This window comes from Desulfoplanes sp. PS50 (assembly GCF_053851535.1).
In genome coordinates this window covers 1-15,965 of record NZ_JBSPZA010000045.1, presented here as the reverse complement: position 1 = coordinate 15,965, position 15,965 = coordinate 1, and the positions used below count along the sequence as shown (strand labels likewise).

The 15,965-nt window shown below is 48.9% G+C and carries 19 protein-coding genes; 1 reads left to right on the top strand and 18 read right to left on the bottom strand.

Features of this window, described 5'->3' with window-relative positions; translation table 11 throughout:
• The 9 genes from ACTVJH_RS14645 to ACTVJH_RS14605 form a co-directional block, all read right to left on the bottom strand.
• Positions 1 to 281: transposase (locus ACTVJH_RS14645; protein WP_455992276.1), on the bottom strand; the 281-nt coding region annotated here is incomplete at its 3' end.
• Positions 282 to 577: 296 nt separating this feature from the next.
• Entirely contained in the window at positions 578 to 2,518 is a 1,941-nt protein-coding gene (locus ACTVJH_RS14640; RefSeq protein WP_455992274.1) for a DUF3732 domain-containing protein, read from the bottom strand.
• Positions 2,515 to 3,003, bottom strand: coding sequence for a three component ABC system middle component (locus tag ACTVJH_RS14635; RefSeq protein ID WP_455992272.1), 489 nt, complete (start codon positions 3,001 to 3,003; stop codon positions 2,515 to 2,517). The genes ACTVJH_RS14640 and ACTVJH_RS14635 overlap by 4 nt, the downstream gene beginning before the upstream one ends.
• A complete protein-coding gene (locus tag ACTVJH_RS14630; protein ID WP_455992270.1) occupies positions 3,003 to 4,208 on the bottom strand; it encodes an ABC-three component system protein in 1,206 nt (401 codons plus the stop codon). Before ACTVJH_RS14630 ends, ACTVJH_RS14635 begins: the two co-directional genes overlap by 1 nt.
• Positions 4,209 to 4,316: 108 nt before the next feature.
• Positions 4,317 to 5,825 (bottom strand): hypothetical protein, encoded by a 1,509-nt coding sequence (locus tag ACTVJH_RS14625; RefSeq protein WP_455992267.1) that lies wholly within the window; start codon positions 5,823 to 5,825, stop codon positions 4,317 to 4,319.
• 238 nt (positions 5,826 to 6,063) lie between these two features.
• Entirely contained in the window at positions 6,064 to 6,999 is a 936-nt protein-coding gene (locus ACTVJH_RS14620; protein WP_455992265.1) for a hypothetical protein, read from the bottom strand.
• A gap of 111 nt (positions 7,000 to 7,110) precedes the next feature.
• Complete coding sequence (locus ACTVJH_RS14615) at positions 7,111 to 7,812, bottom strand: S1 family peptidase (protein ID WP_455992262.1); 702 nt, start codon at positions 7,810 to 7,812, stop codon at positions 7,111 to 7,113.
• A 73-nt stretch (positions 7,813 to 7,885) separates the two neighbouring features.
• A complete protein-coding gene (locus ACTVJH_RS14610) occupies positions 7,886 to 8,464 on the bottom strand; it encodes an N-acetyltransferase family protein (protein WP_455992259.1) in 579 nt (192 codons plus the stop codon).
• A 90-nt stretch (positions 8,465 to 8,554) separates the two neighbouring features.
• Positions 8,555 to 9,091 carry a GNAT family acetyltransferase gene (locus tag ACTVJH_RS14605; RefSeq protein WP_455992256.1) on the bottom strand — a complete coding sequence of 179 codons (537 nt, stop codon included), beginning with the start codon at positions 9,089 to 9,091 and terminating at the stop codon, positions 8,555 to 8,557.
• Positions 9,092 to 9,197: 106 nt separating this feature from the next.
• Here ACTVJH_RS14605 and ACTVJH_RS14600 point away from each other — a divergent pair, with 106 nt between their 5' ends.
• Positions 9,198 to 9,359 carry a hypothetical protein gene (locus tag ACTVJH_RS14600; protein WP_455992253.1) on the top strand — a complete coding sequence of 54 codons (162 nt, stop codon included), beginning with the start codon at positions 9,198 to 9,200 and terminating at the stop codon, positions 9,357 to 9,359.
• Between the two features lie 21 nt (positions 9,360 to 9,380).
• On the opposite strand, the gene ACTVJH_RS14595 is transcribed toward ACTVJH_RS14600, so the two are convergent.
• From ACTVJH_RS14595 to ACTVJH_RS14555, 9 genes are all read right to left on the bottom strand, one after another.
• On the bottom strand, positions 9,381 to 10,241 hold the full coding sequence (locus ACTVJH_RS14595) for a LysR family transcriptional regulator (protein ID WP_455992250.1): 861 nt from the start codon (positions 10,239 to 10,241) through the stop codon (positions 9,381 to 9,383).
• Complete coding sequence (locus ACTVJH_RS14590) at positions 10,235 to 11,245, bottom strand: phosphonate dehydrogenase (protein WP_455992248.1); 1,011 nt, start codon at positions 11,243 to 11,245, stop codon at positions 10,235 to 10,237. The genes ACTVJH_RS14595 and ACTVJH_RS14590 overlap by 7 nt, the downstream gene beginning before the upstream one ends.
• A gap of 9 nt (positions 11,246 to 11,254) precedes the next feature.
• Positions 11,255 to 12,082 (bottom strand): phosphonate ABC transporter, permease protein PhnE, encoded by an 828-nt coding sequence (gene phnE, locus ACTVJH_RS14585; protein ID WP_455992245.1) that lies wholly within the window; start codon positions 12,080 to 12,082, stop codon positions 11,255 to 11,257.
• Between the two features lie 8 nt (positions 12,083 to 12,090).
• A complete protein-coding gene (phnD, locus tag ACTVJH_RS14580) occupies positions 12,091 to 12,960 on the bottom strand; it encodes a phosphate/phosphite/phosphonate ABC transporter substrate-binding protein (protein ID WP_455992243.1) in 870 nt (289 codons plus the stop codon).
• A complete protein-coding gene (gene phnC, locus ACTVJH_RS14575) occupies positions 12,957 to 13,802 on the bottom strand; it encodes a phosphonate ABC transporter ATP-binding protein (RefSeq protein ID WP_455992241.1) in 846 nt (281 codons plus the stop codon). The genes phnD and phnC overlap by 4 nt, the downstream gene beginning before the upstream one ends.
• Before the next feature lie 194 nt (positions 13,803 to 13,996).
• A complete protein-coding gene (locus tag ACTVJH_RS14570; RefSeq protein ID WP_455992280.1) occupies positions 13,997 to 14,155 on the bottom strand; it encodes a VOC family protein in 159 nt (52 codons plus the stop codon).
• A 305-nt stretch (positions 14,156 to 14,460) separates the two neighbouring features.
• Positions 14,461 to 14,811: a DHCW motif cupin fold protein gene (locus ACTVJH_RS14565; protein WP_455992278.1), complete on the bottom strand. Its 351-nt coding sequence runs from the start codon at positions 14,809 to 14,811 to the stop codon at positions 14,461 to 14,463.
• A gap of 401 nt (positions 14,812 to 15,212) precedes the next feature.
• Positions 15,213 to 15,410 carry a hypothetical protein gene (locus tag ACTVJH_RS14560; RefSeq protein ID WP_455992238.1) on the bottom strand — a complete coding sequence of 66 codons (198 nt, stop codon included), beginning with the start codon at positions 15,408 to 15,410 and terminating at the stop codon, positions 15,213 to 15,215.
• Between the two features lie 78 nt (positions 15,411 to 15,488).
• Positions 15,489 to 15,908, bottom strand: a complete 420-nt coding sequence (locus ACTVJH_RS14555) for a GFA family protein (RefSeq protein ID WP_455992236.1) — start codon at positions 15,906 to 15,908, stop codon at positions 15,489 to 15,491.
• Positions 15,909 to 15,965: the final 57 nt, after the last annotated feature.

Genomic DNA, 15,965 nt, shown 5'->3' with positions numbered 1-15,965 from the left:
TTTTTTCGAGTGTTGTATGCTTGGCCGGTTCTTCCGGCAACAAGCTGCATGGATTGAGGAATCACGTCTCGTTGTTCATCGCCATAGACAAGTAAATGGATATGATTCGAGGTGACCACATAGTTCAAAATCTCGAGCCCGAATCGTTTTTTGGCTTCAAAAAGCCATTTGATCCAGTTGTCCCGATCCCTTGCAAATTTGAGCAGGAATTCCTTTTTGTGGCACCTGTGAGTGATGTGCCAGACATGGTTGGGAAGAAAATATCGGTGCGCTCTTGGCATGATGGGAGCCAGAAAATTTATTACCTTAGATGGATGATTTTGGGGTCAAAAACGTGGTTTTAAGGCCGAAAATGGCCGCTTTTGAACGGTTATTGATAACAATTTTGAGATGTTATCTTGGTCCGACCCCGATAAAACGGGTTATCTTGGTCCGACCCCGATAAAATTCTTCTCCTGCATAACGTGCAAATCAGCGGCGCGGTTTACCGCGTACGCTGGATTTGTCTTGTTGTGCATCTATCATTGGTTCTACAAGGTTTGGCGGTTTGAAGGTACAAAAACTTCCTGATTCTGAATCATGTCCAATTATCAGGAATAAGGGCAGGAGGCTTAGTCCAAGGTTCCTCAACAAGAGACTCCTGAAACCATTTATCCCGCATGTTTGCGTGTTCGGATACAATGATTTGGAATCCCTTGCATTCTTCCGTGCAAAACCGGTGGAGCATTTCGAAAAGGCGACGGACTTTTTCGAGATCAGAATCTCTCTCAGTATCTTCCACAGAACCGGAAGATGCTTTGTAACGCTCTTCTGATGGGAAGTAGACCTGAGTCGGTTGATCTAACATCAAAAATGATGGAATCGGGCGGCTGTGCGTAAACGAGTAATGATGAATGGAAAGTAATGCCGCGAGGTGGTATGCGAGGTGGTTTGAACCTCCCCCGGTATTATTCATGAAAATAGGACGCTCATTGCGGTCAATCACCACAGTAAGGCGACTTAGGTCGAGTCGCAAGGGGCGGTCGGAGAATTCAGCATCCAAGTATTCTGAATAGGTTCTCATCCGATTTGAGATGATGTTCAGAATAGATATCAGCCTTTCCTGGCTGTTATCTGCTCCTATGTCATCTTTGAGCAGTTTAACTTGTTTGGTCTTATTCTCAATGCGCTCCTCTAGCTCCCTAAAATCGTTTTCTGGAGTGTAGGTTTCAAGGAAGAGGCTGACTCGACCGACTGTTCTCGCCGCCGCAGCATTTCGATTACCCATCTGCGCGATCTTTTCGTTTGCGGCGATTGCTGCCGCTAGCTCTTCATGCTTTGCTCGATATTTCTCACTTATTCGATCTCTTTCTTCGGTCAGCTCCCGGATCAGTTTCTCCATTTTGGGTCGCTCACCCGTTACCGTTTTGAGCTCGTTTTCCAATGATTTCAGCTCGCCCAGGATGGCTTCAGCAATTGATGTCTGCATTCCTAGATTCGGTTCGCTGAAAGGCCACTGCCATTCTCCAGTTTGTCGATTCCGAGGGAGTGCTTTTATTGACTCTAATCGGCTCTTCTGTTCACTCGCTTCATCTGTAAATCCATTTTCTCTTTTGGTAAACTGAATAGTGGCTTTTAGATTCTCTTCTAAGGAACGACGAAGCTTTCTGAGCTGATCAATCTCATCTTCGATTGAGGAAATGCGGGCAACGTCTTCGTCAGGAACCGGGGCAGGCTTCCAATTTTCGACAGCCCGCAACTCCGAAAGTATTGATTCAGTTGTGTCGGGCATTGCTCCCGTCGAGACTATGCCGACTTGCTGTGCTTCAGAGAGTAATGCAACCGCACGAATATTCAATTGATCAGAAAATACCCGGGCATCCGAAAGTTTTTTCTGGAGTAGCTTTAGGTCCCTGCGAGCTGTTCGCAGTTTCGTTTCCTTTTCGTATGAATTGTCAGGTGCAATCCCCATAAGTATTGGGAATGTGTCCTTTATCGTCTGCGGCATGTGAGGCTCATTCTGCCGATAGAAAAGAAGATCCTTATTTGCGATTAGCCCTTGCTTCTGAAATAGATAATAGAACGTGTGCTTAACGTTTGCGCTGAAACTTGATCGGCTGTGCTCTGTAGCGACGGCAGTCTGATTCTCGGGAATACCAAGCATCTCGGATAGGAGCGATACCACAGCACCATCATCTGCGTTGCACAGGAGGTCACCAAACTCTGGCACTTCGATGTCTCCACCTCTGCGGATCATCGCTCGGGAACAACTTGAAGCGTTCGAGGCTGGGGACGGTTTTGCAATGAGTACTTGCTCGCCTGTGAATTGAAATATGACTCCGTACCAGCTGACCTTGTCTCGAATTGTTCCTTCAGGCACCTGAAACGTGCTTCTACCCATACAATATTCGACTATTTCCGAGATAGCAGATTTTCCGGTCGATGATCGCCCCGTGATTATATTGAGCCCTTGAAGATTGAACGATAGGTGCCGCAACTCACCTTCGTGACTGTAAAGTAGAATCTCTCTGATTTTCATGGGCGAATTCCTAACGTTGTGTAGACCGTAACTCTGTCTGAGATTTGAGCAAATTTGCGCCCTAAAGACCGTGCAACTTTTTGACAGTCTTTGGTTTCTTGAGTTCCTGAGATGGTCTTTTGGACGGAACCCTCAATCGCTGTAATGTGTCCATTCTCGTGAATCACGATTGAGCCTTGCGCGAGGAGATAACCGAGTGCATCCATCGTGTAGGGAAAGAGTCCTCTGAGCCTATCCGGTAGTTCAACGAGAATTTTCGGATTGTTTTCGACGACCTTCACCAAATACGTCCGTATCCCGCTTTTCAATATGTCTCGTGTGTCTTTATGCAAAGATAAAGCGGGAATCAGCAAGCACAGCGAGAAAGGCATCGGCTTGCCGTCTTCATTCCCATATTCATGAATCGCCCTTAGCATGATCACTCCAAGAAATGCCGGATTGAATAGATTGCGCAATTCGCGCGGCCGATTATTCCACGCCTTCATTACTTCACCTCCTCCAATATGTTCTGTATTCGATTGAGAAATTGGGGATGCCAGTAGACGCGAGGGGTTGGCTCGTTGGCCAAAATATGGTAGCTACCAACTGTCACGTATGACTCTGTGACCTGTGGTCTGATTCTAAGGTTCGGATTCAATCCAGAGGAGAGGTCTGTATAGATTTTTCGGCCAGCTTGGCGCAGGCTTTCCTCGGGACTCTCGTTCTCGAATTCTTCGCACACAACTTCTCTGAGTCTTTGCCACTCATTTACTAAGCGATCATCGTACCTTTCAACCTCACCAGTAATCGTGATATTTTCTCTGGCCCATGATGATCGCTGTTCGTAGGCACGGTAATAATCTAGGATAGCGCGGCGAATTCGGTCAGACTTCAGTCCAATTTCTCTGAGTTGATGTACAAAGATTCTGTTGTCGCGCTCAGGGTCGACCCCCTCCTCCGGTTCAGCATCGAAGAAATCTAACGGGAGGTTATCATCCCTAAATTGCTCGGAAATATGGGCTAGCATTTCACTCACTTCGCTACCCACGAGTGGCTCGGAGCGCTTTCCTGTCATTAAATTGACGCATTGGTCGTTCCACCAGCCTTCAAGGCGTTCGAAAACTGGTTTTCGGTGTTGAGGTCGCACGGCCCTCATTAGTGCCATTATTTTTGCAGGAATATCGTCGATTCTCTCTTGGCAATCGAAGATTGTAATCTTTGAGAAAAGCTCTTCTAATAGCCTCGCATCCATACTGGTAAGCTGAGCATGAATCGATTTCAGGAGCTTCGCATCCGACTTACTAATGACATCCATGGCCGTTTCTGTAAGCTCATTGGGTGGTTTCCGCTCATCATTTCCTGTAATGAAATTGGAAAGGAAAGATCCTATTTGGATTTCACCTGTGGTAATCAGAAAAAAGGATGTGTTGGAAATAGTCTTCGGGTTGGCTACAGCGAAAGACGCCCAAATGCGAACAGATTTCCAAAAATCAGGTGAGAGATCAGTGAGTTTATCGCCAGGAGCTTTGTGTTTGAGGGACGCCAACAGCTTTCCCTCTTTTGGATCATTATAGTCTATATCATCATCTGCTTCGAGCAAACACGTTGTATCTTCCGGTAGCGTCAAAATACGGTGAAGTGCGTACCGTGGCTGATACATATAGCCAAGTGCTTGCTGCGGAGCTGAATATTTGTTTGTTTTGTTTGTCATGGGATATACAGTCCCTTGTTCTTTTTGTTCAACAGTTCTTGCACAACGCTGAATTCACCTGCTGTAGGGAGCGCAGCGACCGGAGGTCAGGTGGAATGACTTGTTAAATTAAATTTTATTGTTTTTTTCTTGAATGTAGTCTGCTAGTTTTTTAGCTGTTATGTCAGGATTGCAATCAAGAACCTTTTGTTCGAAGAGTTCTCTGTATTTATTTAGTTTATATCCAAATGCGTCTTCGATCCATTCCTCAAAATTTTCGTGATCGCGCATAGTTTGAAAAATTGGCCATTCGTATAGTTCAGTTATGCTTAGTTGTTTTTTTGAAGCTACTTCTTTGAGTAGGCATGAAAATTTTTCGGCCTCATCCCGTAAAGATGACACACACAAATCAAATACAGAATTCGCTACATCCCATTCACTACTATAAAGAATATCATTGCATTTGTCTTCCTCATTGTTCCATTTATATGCCTGTGCCAAATTTAATTTAATTATCCACAGAGTTTTCGTGGCTTCTATATAAGTGCTTACAGCATATTCAAGAATTTTAATAGCAGAGTCTAGTTGATTTTTTTGTATATTTTGAAACGCAGAATTGTTGATAAAGTTGTTATATAATTCATGGTGTTCAGGAGCTATCTTTTTAGCAATTAAATGAATTAGCTCTGTTCCTGCGACATAAATTTTCCCCCATGAAGATATTATGTATGATGGATTTAATGTAACTTTTTTCCCAACTTCACATTTTTGCAAAATGGTTGATTTTAATTTTGCTAATTTATTAACATATTCGGCTGTTGCTATGCCTCCGCAATGAACAAATAGATGTCTAGTTAATATTAATTCATTTAGCAGGTCTGTTTCTTTGTAGGTTGATTGAAAATTTATTCCAAACGTATCATTTAAAAATTTTATTTGTTCGTTGGTTGTAAGGCTCAAATAATTTTTTATTTCAGCGTCTATGACTGATTTTTTCACTTCTTCAAGATTTGAAAATTGTAGTATTTTATTGTACGACAAATGGTGTTTGTCTGAAATCTTTTCTGGATTGTTTTCGTAATACCAGCAAACAATATCGGCGATCAATTTCTCCCATGCATTAACAAGTTGCTGTATTGAAGATTCATGCAGTATTGAAAGAGCGGCTTGGTTATGTTGTTTAAATTGTATTATTTTCTGCAGGTGGCTATTGTCGTATATTTTTACTTTTTGTTGATGTTTTTTCTCTTCGTTTGTCTCATCGACACCATGCATTTCAATCTCAAGCTCTGCGATGGGATTATCATTCCTGTTTTTAGCTATTTGATTGATTTCATCTAGCAAGACAGTTAACGTTCCTAAACTTGTAACGGACGTAGTTTCGGCTAACAATCCAATGCTATTGACATACTTCCAAAGCATCTGAAGAATAGTAGTAAATCCATTGCCGATTCGTAGAAGTTTTCTTAATTTTTCTTCTTTTGGACTTATGTTTTCTTCGCCTGGAACAGAGCTATAAAGCTCAATGTTAAATTGTATTCCTGTAAGCTTGACCTTTTCAGCATTATTATAGCAGACGGGTTTTTGAGGTACTCTTTTGGATTTTGTACCTCTTCTACGTTTTGATTTTCTGCTCATAATTGTTCCTTGAATTTAACGGCCCGCGGATGAGCGGTGGCCGCGGGGGCAAGTTTACTTGGACCAGTGGACATCCGCTTGATCCGCTTGTTGTGAGGCTCTTCTCGCCGAGCAACAAGCGGATGGTATCCGCGGGCCGTTGTTGCCGGCGCGAAGCGTCCGGCAACAACGCCAGCCGTAACCGGCGCATTTGTAGTGAGCGCAGCGAACGAAAAATGCGTCCGAGTTTACGGCCTTGTTAGGGGTAGTCTGCATCTGTTTCCAATGCCTGCGATACATAGTTTATTAACGATATAGCCTTGAGGCTATTTACTTTGTTTCCGTAATCTAGGGACTCTCCATGTAATACCATATGCCTATTGAGCAGATTAAAGCCTTCTTCTCGCTCATGCTCAGATGCACTTATTGGGGTACTTGCTGCCAACGGACTCAGTAGTGCGGCTTTATAAGTATCTGCTGCGACTTGCTCAACATATATTGCCGTACGAGGCTTCCTGTCCTTTTTCATAAACAGATATTGATCAACTACTTCTTTACATATTCCGTCTGTTTGAGCGAGAAAAACAGGGATGGATAAGAAGTACTCACCATTACGATGAGCCTTGATAGCAGAGCTTATAATATGAGATCTATGAGGAAACTTGGCACCAAAGGATTTTTCGACTTCATCTAGCTGGCTCTCAAAATACTCTACTAGAGCTTCTTCAACCTCTTCGATTTCGCCACTCGATATTGCCTTTTTTATTTCCCAAAGGCTTGGAAGCGGCATATTGAAATCTAAGTACCAACCGTGTTGAGCCAGTAATAGCAGGGCTTCTTGTATTTTCGGTGGCAGCTCTTTAAAAGAACGCTGCAATTCCTCAAAAGCGGGACTAATGATGCCACTGAGAGACTTTTGATACTGTTGTATTTGTTTTGCAAAAGGACTTAAGTCAGGAAGATTATAGGTTGGTAGTTTTATGCCTTCGAATGCCTTCTGCAGCCTCCTTTGCTCTTCAAGAAAGGGTTCTAATGGTGACTTAAGTGCTTTCTGTAGCTCAAGAGTTGGACGCATGGCTTTTTCTAAGGCCCTCTGCGCTTCCAGTACTGGCCCTAATTGCCCTTGAAGTCGATCAGATATTTGCTTCCATTGTTTGAAATGTTTTTCTAGAGCATCCATACCGTTTCTGTTCATTGCCTCGGAACCTCTTTGCCCCTAACGCCTTGCTAAGTGGAAAATAATGGTTGGCTATAATCGCGAAGCGATGGCCAACTGTTATTTTTCCGTTTAAGCAACTTGTTATATTCACGATTGAATCAAAGCTTTGACTTGAGTATTTAAAGTCCCAATGTGTTCTGTAGGTATTGCATAACCTATACCAAGATTAAGGTTCCTCTGCATTTCAGAGATTAACTGCTGTATTGCTTTTACAGGATCAATACCACTTATTGACACCATACCTTTAGGTTGAGCTTGTTGTATTTGCTGTAAAAAGTTTGAGAGTGATCCGTGCTTAGCGTTTACAATGCCGATTAACTCTCCTGCAGAATTAAACAATGGGCCGCCTGAATTACCGTGATTTACAGATGCATCCAGCCTAATTAAATCAAAAGATTTACTTGGCTCAAACCCTGCAATATTTGCTGATAATGCAGTGATTTTATCTATGTTATTTGGAAATCCCACGACGAAAGCCTCATGGCCAATTAATACTGAAGAAGACGTACGAATTGGTGCAGGTTTTCCAATTGGTTGTTGAAACTTTAGTAATGCAATATCTGAATTTTTATCTTGAAATACAATTGTAGCTATTTGACCATTACTCGCACCTGAAAACCTGGCAATAGTTGTGGTATTTGGAATAATACAATGTTCACAGGTTAAAACTAAATCGCCATTACCGATGATTACACCACTGCCTGATGATACAACAGCTTGTTGCTGGTTTAACGCTAATACATTAACGACAGAACCTTGAATGTTTTGAAAAGGCTTAGAGAAATCCATTTGTACTCCAGTGAATATAACGCCTGAGTTAAGCGGCTGCCGCAGGCGGTCCGCTTGGACGATGGGTTGGGCGTCATTTACGCGACTTGCGTATTTGCAGTTGCATGACGTGTCTCCTTATTCCCTGACGGGCAACCTCTGTGAATCCTGCCTCCTTAAACATGGACACAAAGCCCATGTGTCGATAGCTGGGCGAATCTGGTTCGACGGCATAGCCTTCCACCAGCCTCGCTCCGTGCTTCCTCGCATGACGAACCGCCGCCGCCAACAGCTGCTTTACCAATCCGATTCCACGATGTTCTCGGCGAACAAAGAAACAGGTAACAGACCAAAGCTTATCTGTCTCTTCAGCCTCACCAGGCTTGCGTAGGCCACGGAACGTGTTGAATGGAGCAAGTGAGCACCACGCTACCGGTTCTTCGCCGATGTAACCGAGCAAACCGACTGGCGCCCCTTCACTAATGCGTTGCTTCATCAGTATTCTTCTGCCGGAACCCGACCCGCTCCCGGGATCCTTTTGATCGGCTCGCCAAGCCATGCACCAGCAGTACTTTGGACTACCACGCGCACTGAAGAGCTTTTCAAAATCGTCCCAGCGGTCAGCAGTCACCTCCGCGACCTTGAGCTTGGGAATTCTACTGTGTTCCTTCATGGTGACTCCCAACGCCGCGCACATGGGCGCGGGTCTTCGAGCGTCCCACCGCCGCCTGCGGCGGTCTAATGTTGCGCTGTGTTAACGATGTCACGAGTCATGCATCAACCGTTTACCTAAACCTACAACATTGTCGTTACCGTAGCCCATAGCCGAGTAAAACTCTATAACTCCGGTATTCGTCGCCCTGACTTGAAGATTGATTTTTGGACAACCCTTCCGTTTAAGAAGCCGCTCTACTGACTCCATCAATAGCCGACCATAACCTTTTCTATGATGGCACGGCTTTACTGCCAGATAGTTGATCCAGCCACGGTGGCCTTCATAGCCGCCCATTACCGTCGCGACCAATTCACCATCAATCTCACCGACCAAGAACAGCTCGGGATCGACCTTCAATTTTCGGTCGATATCCTTTCCAGGATCATTTTGAGGCACAACCAGACCAGCCTCTTTCCAGAGGTCTATTACTGGCAATCTATCTTTTTCTTGAAAAGGTCGAATATTCATATCTTCGTTAACCCGATCGTTGCGAAAATCAACCTGAAATAGCGGCGCCTCGCCGCGAAATCGGCCCGGGGGCGGGCCTCCTACAGGGTGCAATGCTGGACTCCACCAGCGGTGCATTCCAGGAAACCATACAACATGTTTATTTTATCCGGTAGATAACGGGGCGAAACAAGTCATTGGGGCATGATTAATGCCACAATTGAGTTAACGTTTGACATGAGCGATGGCCAACGGATGGCGAAGCGTGCTGGTGCGTACCGGGATGGCGGTCAGACGCCAGCGAATCTGTATTCCCGAGCAGGGATACAGGCAGGCCGGCATCGCGAATCCCTTGCAGAATACCTGGTCCTTCTGGCACAGCACTGGTGAGGAATTGCCCTGGTAAACCGTTTACCAGGGCCCTCTTTCAGTGACACAAATGGCCGACAAATGTGGAGACGGGCGGATGCCGGGCGATGGCATCCGGGCAGATGACCATGAGTTCTTTACTCAGCCCGGGATCGCTGACCGGGATTGCCCGCAAGGAGTCGACCCGGACTTCCTCGCTGACGCAGGCCGCCAGAACCAGTGAAATGCCGAGACCGGTCTTGACCGCCTGTTTTACCGCTTCGGTACTGCCGAGCTGCATGGACACCTTCGGGAACGGCCCCTTGTCACCAAAGAAGTTCGCCAAAAGTCGTCCAGTACCCGTGCCGGGCTCGCCACCGAGTAGCGTCATGCCGGCGAGGGTTTCCCGGTCTATCTGTTGCAGTCCCGCGCACGGGTGATGCGGTGGCACAATCAGTACCACCGGCTCCTGCCGCCAGTCCCGCGCCTGGAAGCCGGGCTTGGGGTGCCACCACTCCATAACCGCGATGTCCAGTTCACCGCTGGTCAGTTGCCTGGCTATGGCGGGGTTGTTGTCGATCACCAGGTCCACCTCAGGTGCCGCCGGAGTGTCCATGAACGAGCGAACGTGGGGCTGGAGCATGTAGATTCCAATGTTGGAACTTGCCCCCACGCGCAGACTGGTACCGCTTACCGCTTCCCGGGCGCGCTCATCCAGGCGCAACATGCTGAGCGCGAACGGCATCAACGCATGGGCTGTTCTGGTAGGCTCGCATCCCGATTTTGCGCGGCGGATCAACAAAGTATCCAGCTGTTCTTCAAGCTTTTGAATGTGCTGGGAGAGCGTGGGCTGGGCGATTCCGAGGTTTTTTGCGGCGGCCTGGAAACTCCGACACTGGACCAGTGCGATAAAACTCTTCAGCCAGACCAGGTTCAGCATAGAGTTCCCACCAGGATAGCCGGCGAATTGATCGCATCCCGGGGTCGCTCTCCCTGTAGTGCTTGCAAGATGTTGTCGGCAGCGCGTTGTTCAATGGCAAGCCGCACATCCCGGACCGCCGAGCCGATGTGGGCGGTAAACAGGGTATTGGGATGTGCCCGCAAGGCCGGACTAATCTGCCGGGGGCGATCCGTCCTGGCCCAGTCTTCCATTTCAAACACATCCGCTGCGTAACCGCTCAGGTGCCCGGAGACCAACGAATCCAACACGGCGGTTTCATCCACCACCGAGCCCCGACATGGATTGACCAGAAAGGCGCCTCGTTTCATCTGAGCCAGACGCGCAGTGTTGATGGCGTGCAGGGTTTGTTCGTTGAGCGCCAATGCCAATATCACGATGTCTGACTGGCCGAGAAGATCCTCCAGGTTTGTGTGGGTAATGCCCAGTGCGGCCTCCTCATCGGCAGCTAAGGCGTCTGGCTGTGAATACAGCATGTTTGCGCCCCAACCCTGGAATCGCGTTGCCACGGCCCTGCCAATGGCCCCCATGCCGACGATGCCAACGGTTGCGCCCTCAATGCCAAGGCCGTAAAAGCGGGGCTGCCACCCCCCGAACTGGCCGGAACGAACGAACTCGTCCGCCGCCCGCACATGTCGGATCAGGCCGATGGTCAACCCGACGGTCAATTCGGCTGTCGGAACCGTCAGCAAGTCCGGCACGAAGGTCAACCAAACGCCATTGCGGGTGCAAGCCTCCACATCGAAGTTATCGTAGCCCTTCAAGGCGGCGCCGATGATCTTGAGATTCGGGCAGGCGGTCAGGAACTCCTCGCTGACCCGATCCGGCATGAAGGCCATCATGCCGTCCGCAGTGGCAGCCCGGGCCTTTACCGCGTCTGCGGACAAGGTGGTGTCTGACTGGTTGGTGATCAGTTCACAATGCGGCTCCAGGCTCGCCAGTACACGGTCGTGCACCCGGTGGGTAATGACTATTTTTGGTTTCATTTGTTGTCCTTACTTGAATTTTTTACGGAGGTGGCCGCTCAGGCTGTCCACAATTGTCACCATCAGGAGAATGACAATCAGGATGGCACTGACCTCCTGATATTGCATGATCCGCAGGGACCCCATCAGTTGGAAACCGATACCACCGGCACCCACCATGCCCATTACCGTGGAGGCCCGGAAGTTGTATTCCCAGCGGTAGATGGAAACATCGGCAAATTGTGGAAGCACCTGCGGCAGCACAGCGTGCCAGAGCACCTGTAGCCGTGTGGCACCAGCAGCATCCGCGGCCTCCACCGGGGCTTCATCCACATGCTCGATGGCCTCCGCGAAGAACTTGCCCACCATACCGACGGAGTGCAGTCCCAGGGCGAGTACCCCTGGCAGGGCGCCGAAGCCCACCGCCGCTACAAAGATAATGCCCATAATCAACTCGGGCACCGAGCGCAGGCCGTTCAGGATGGTGCGGGTTACGTGGAATACCGCTGGATGGGGTGACGTATTGCGGGCGGCCAGGAATGCCAGGGGCACCGATGCGACTACCGCGATCGCCGTTCCGGCGATGCTCATGGCGAGGGTATCGATGAGCGGAGACACCCAGTCCATGACGTTGGTGAAATCGGGAGGCAGCGATTCTCCCAGTAGGGTACCGATGGCGGGTACACCGTTGGCCAAGGTACGGAAATCAAGCAGGCCCACGTACCAGCTGGCGACGACAATCACCGTCAGTACCAGGCCTGTTTGCCAGAGTTTTCTCCGCCAACCCCGCGCATGGGTGTCCAACACGGAGGAAGAGACCGGCGACAGGGTCGCCGGTTCCGTCGTTCTTTGATTCATGAGGCTCATTACGGTTTCGCGAAATCAAGGTTGAGCAAGCCACCCATTTTGCGGATTACGTCGTAGTCCGAATCTTTGATGGCGGCGAAACCCTCGGCCTTGAGGTTGCCCAGGATCTCCTTGTCGTCAATGCCGATGAAAGCATCGCGCACTTTCGCTTTGAGTTCCGGGTTCAGGTTTGAACGCATCGCCCAGGGGTACTGGGGGAACTCTCCGCTGTAACCCAGAATCCGGACTTTGTTGCGATCGATCAGGCCACGGTCCATCACGTGCTGAAAGATAACCTCGGACAGGCCGCCGGCTTCGGCGTTGCCGTTTGCAACGTTGACCGCCACGGAATCATGGGAGCCGACAAAATGCGCCTCATAGTCACGCTCAGCCTCCAGGCCGGCGGCTTCCATCAGCACGGTTTTGGGAATCAGGTGGCTTGAGGTGGAAGCGCGGTCGCCGTAGGCCATCTTTTTGCCCTTGATATCCGCATAGGACTTAACGCCAGAGTCCGCATTGGCAATGATGATGGAACGGTAGGTGGGCTTGCCATTCACAACCATGGCGGCAAAGGGCTCTATGTTGCTTTTACTCTTTGCCATCACGTAAGAGAGTGGGCCAAAGTAGGCAAGGTCGATGCGGCCAAACCGCATGGCCTCGATCATGGAGGAGTAATCGGTTGTGACGATCAGCTTCACTTCCTTGCCAAGTGTGCGTTCGAGATAGTCTTTCAATGGCTTGTTGCGCTTGATCAGTTCAGAGGCGTTTTCATCAGGGAGCAGGGCCACTTTTAACAGATCCGGATCTGGATCCGGATCCGCGGCTGAGGCCTGCAGCGGAATACTCATCGTCAGGCAAAGTACGATCAATAAATTCAATAACGCTTTCATTGGACTATCTCCAGTTGCGTGGGTTGGTGGTTGATTGGTTTGGACTGGGATACGGCAGTCCTGGGTGGCTCGGGCGCCAGGCCGGACGCCCCGTGATAGATTTCATTCAAGTGGTGCTGCTTCAACTGCGCAGGAGCTGCATCGAACACAATACGGGCATTTGCCAGGCCGATGATCCGATCAGCAAAGCGCTGGGCATACTCAAGTTGGTGCAGTGAAGTAACAGCGGTAATACCGTCTTCGCGACAGATGTCCCGTAGCAGCCCCAACACCCGTTCCGAGGTCGCCGGATCCAGGCTGGCAACCGGCTCATCCGCGAGAATCATGGACGGCTGCTGCGCCAGGGCGCGGGCGATACCAACGCGCTGCTGCTGGCCACCGGACAGTTGGTCACTCCTGGCGAGGGCCTTGTCCGCAAGACCGACACGGTCCAGACAGTGCAGGGCGAGCTCCAAATCGTGTCTGGGTAGTGGAAACAGGCTGCGCCAGGTGCCGTGATAGGCAAGCCTGCCCGTCAGTACGTTCTGGAGTGCGGTATGACGTTCGATCAGTTGGTGATGCTGGAACACGGTAGCGGTGCGGCACCGATGCTGCCTTACCGTTTTGCGGTTATTGAGCTCGCCGAATTCAGCCGAGACAACCTTTCCGACGGTCGGCCGCACCAGATGATTGAGTGAGCGCAGCAATGTGGATTTTCCCGCGCCGGAAAGACCAAGCAGGACGGTAAATTCTCCCTTGTGAAAATCGACGGTGGTGGGACGGAGTGCGAGAACGTTACCGGGATAGGTCACCCCCACGTCCTCTATGCGGAGCATCATGTCGGGGTCTTGAACAGAAGCCATCGAATCACCTTTTGCAATCTATAAGCTCGCTTTATTGCGACTTACAATGCAATGGTATTCCCCACGGGTGACAAAACCGTGTCACTGTGGTGACAGGTTAATGACCTTTTCGGAAAGGCTATTTTTAGTATTGGGTGATCTGGTTTTTACTAATTCGCCCTTGACTCGGGAGGCCATATAGATGTTAGGCGAAATCAACCATTCTCGCTGTACGTTTCACCTACAAACTCGATAAGGCAAAACCCGTGACCAAATGGATCTGAGAAAGTAATGCACTTTGAACCATTCCATTCAACACATTCACTTTCATGAGTTGCCCCGGCGTAGAGCGCCCGCACAGTGGCCTCTTCAATATCATCACGGCGAAATCAATATGAACTGGCGTCCAGTGCCTGGAGTACCTACGTGTTTCCGATAACCTACTTGCTACGTTTGAGCCTGAAGCATTATGTAATAGGCAGATTACGGGAGATGCCCCCGCAAGTTCTGCTACGTCCTCATCCAGAGTACGGCTGTGCTTGAGCCCCAATGCGGTGCAGTATAATTTGATTGCTCGGCTGAGTTTCGAGACATCGATATTGACTATAATTCTCACAGGTGGACTCTCGTTCACATAGCCTACTGCCGCCAACACGCTCAGTGTTGTGGGGATGTGATTTTAGTCCACTATGAATAGCTTGGCCCCTCGCTCCGTCGAGGACCGATGAAGCTCAGCGTTGTCTGCGACCTGATAGCTCGAGCCTGGATAGAGAATAAAACAGCGTCCATCTTTTAGTTCAGTGTGGAGCTCACCTTCTAGACAGAGCAGGATGTGCCCTTTGGCACACCAATGATCGGCTATATAACCGGGACTGTACTCTACCATACGAACCCGGATATTCCCGAAGGTGCGGGTTTGCCAATAAGCAGCTCCCTGTTCCCCTGCGTGTTCAGTCTTCTCTACTTCAGACCAGTCAGTAACCCCGAAGGGTAAATCCGGAATGTTCAAACTGCTTCTCCTTAAGCACATCTCGCGGTAGGAATGTGAAATCTTCCGGTTGTTTGGAAGTGCCAAGCAGGCGCCGATCGGAACAGCATTTTCGCCTCACCCAGGCCCTTGATAAAATAGCGCCCTGCTTCCAGTGCCATCCGCCTGATCCGATCTGCCTGTCCAATCACCACCGGCGTCTCTATCTGCCCTTGTCCTGACAGGTAATCCGCCATATTTCCGGATCGATATCAAGAAGCGACACCTTAAATCGGCAGATTCGCGATTGAGGCTTGCTCATGCTGGTTCCTCTGAAACATAACTGTCGAACTCTGCTGTCGTTGAACGACGAGTGCCGGTGAGTGAAACGATCAGCAGAAGTGACAAAGTATGTACCCTCACCATACGTTTGCAAAACCTCCAAACAGTAGGTGCTTCGAGTTTTAAAATGGGATTGATTCATCGTCATCATATGCCGCCATATCACTCATTAAATTAAGAAACACCCCGAGTGATTCGCACAGATTCTTTACTGTTTCGCTGTATGTCAGTTTTTCAGCTGGGGTTTTAGCTTTTCCCATTGCCTTCAAGGCGACATCAATTTCCCTTGAAATTCCAGTCATTATTTTCTCAGGATCCATTACTCCTCCAAGTCATTTGTCTTCGAAGTCTCACATTCGTGGAAACAATTTCAGCACATAGCGAGACTGTAGAATAACCTACCGTCTTTTGAGTTGCTTATTTTCAGGTACACCTTCTGGATATTGAAGCACTCCTTCAGGGATGATTTCCCAACTTGCCTTCGAGCCAACAAAAATGTGTCTAGCAATCTCCACTTTCGGATCACCGTTAACGCAACCCAAAGTGACACCATGAACCGTACCATTTAAAATACCACAAAGCGTCGAACCGCATTTACTACAGAACTGAAGACCAAAGCCTTGCTCACCAACGTAGGATGTCAGAAGGTCTTCCCCTGTCAGCCAGTCGAAGTCTTTTGGATCGACTAGTGCGTAAGCCGATGCCTGAGAACTAAATGCCTTTCGACAACGAGAACAGTGGCACGATCTGGCATCACTCAGCGATCCTTGTACCGCGTATTTAACGTCACCGCAAAAACATTCTCCAGTAATTGTCATACCTCCCTCCCGGATTCAAAACGCCTGCCTTCAGCCGACCATATGGAGCGAATCCCT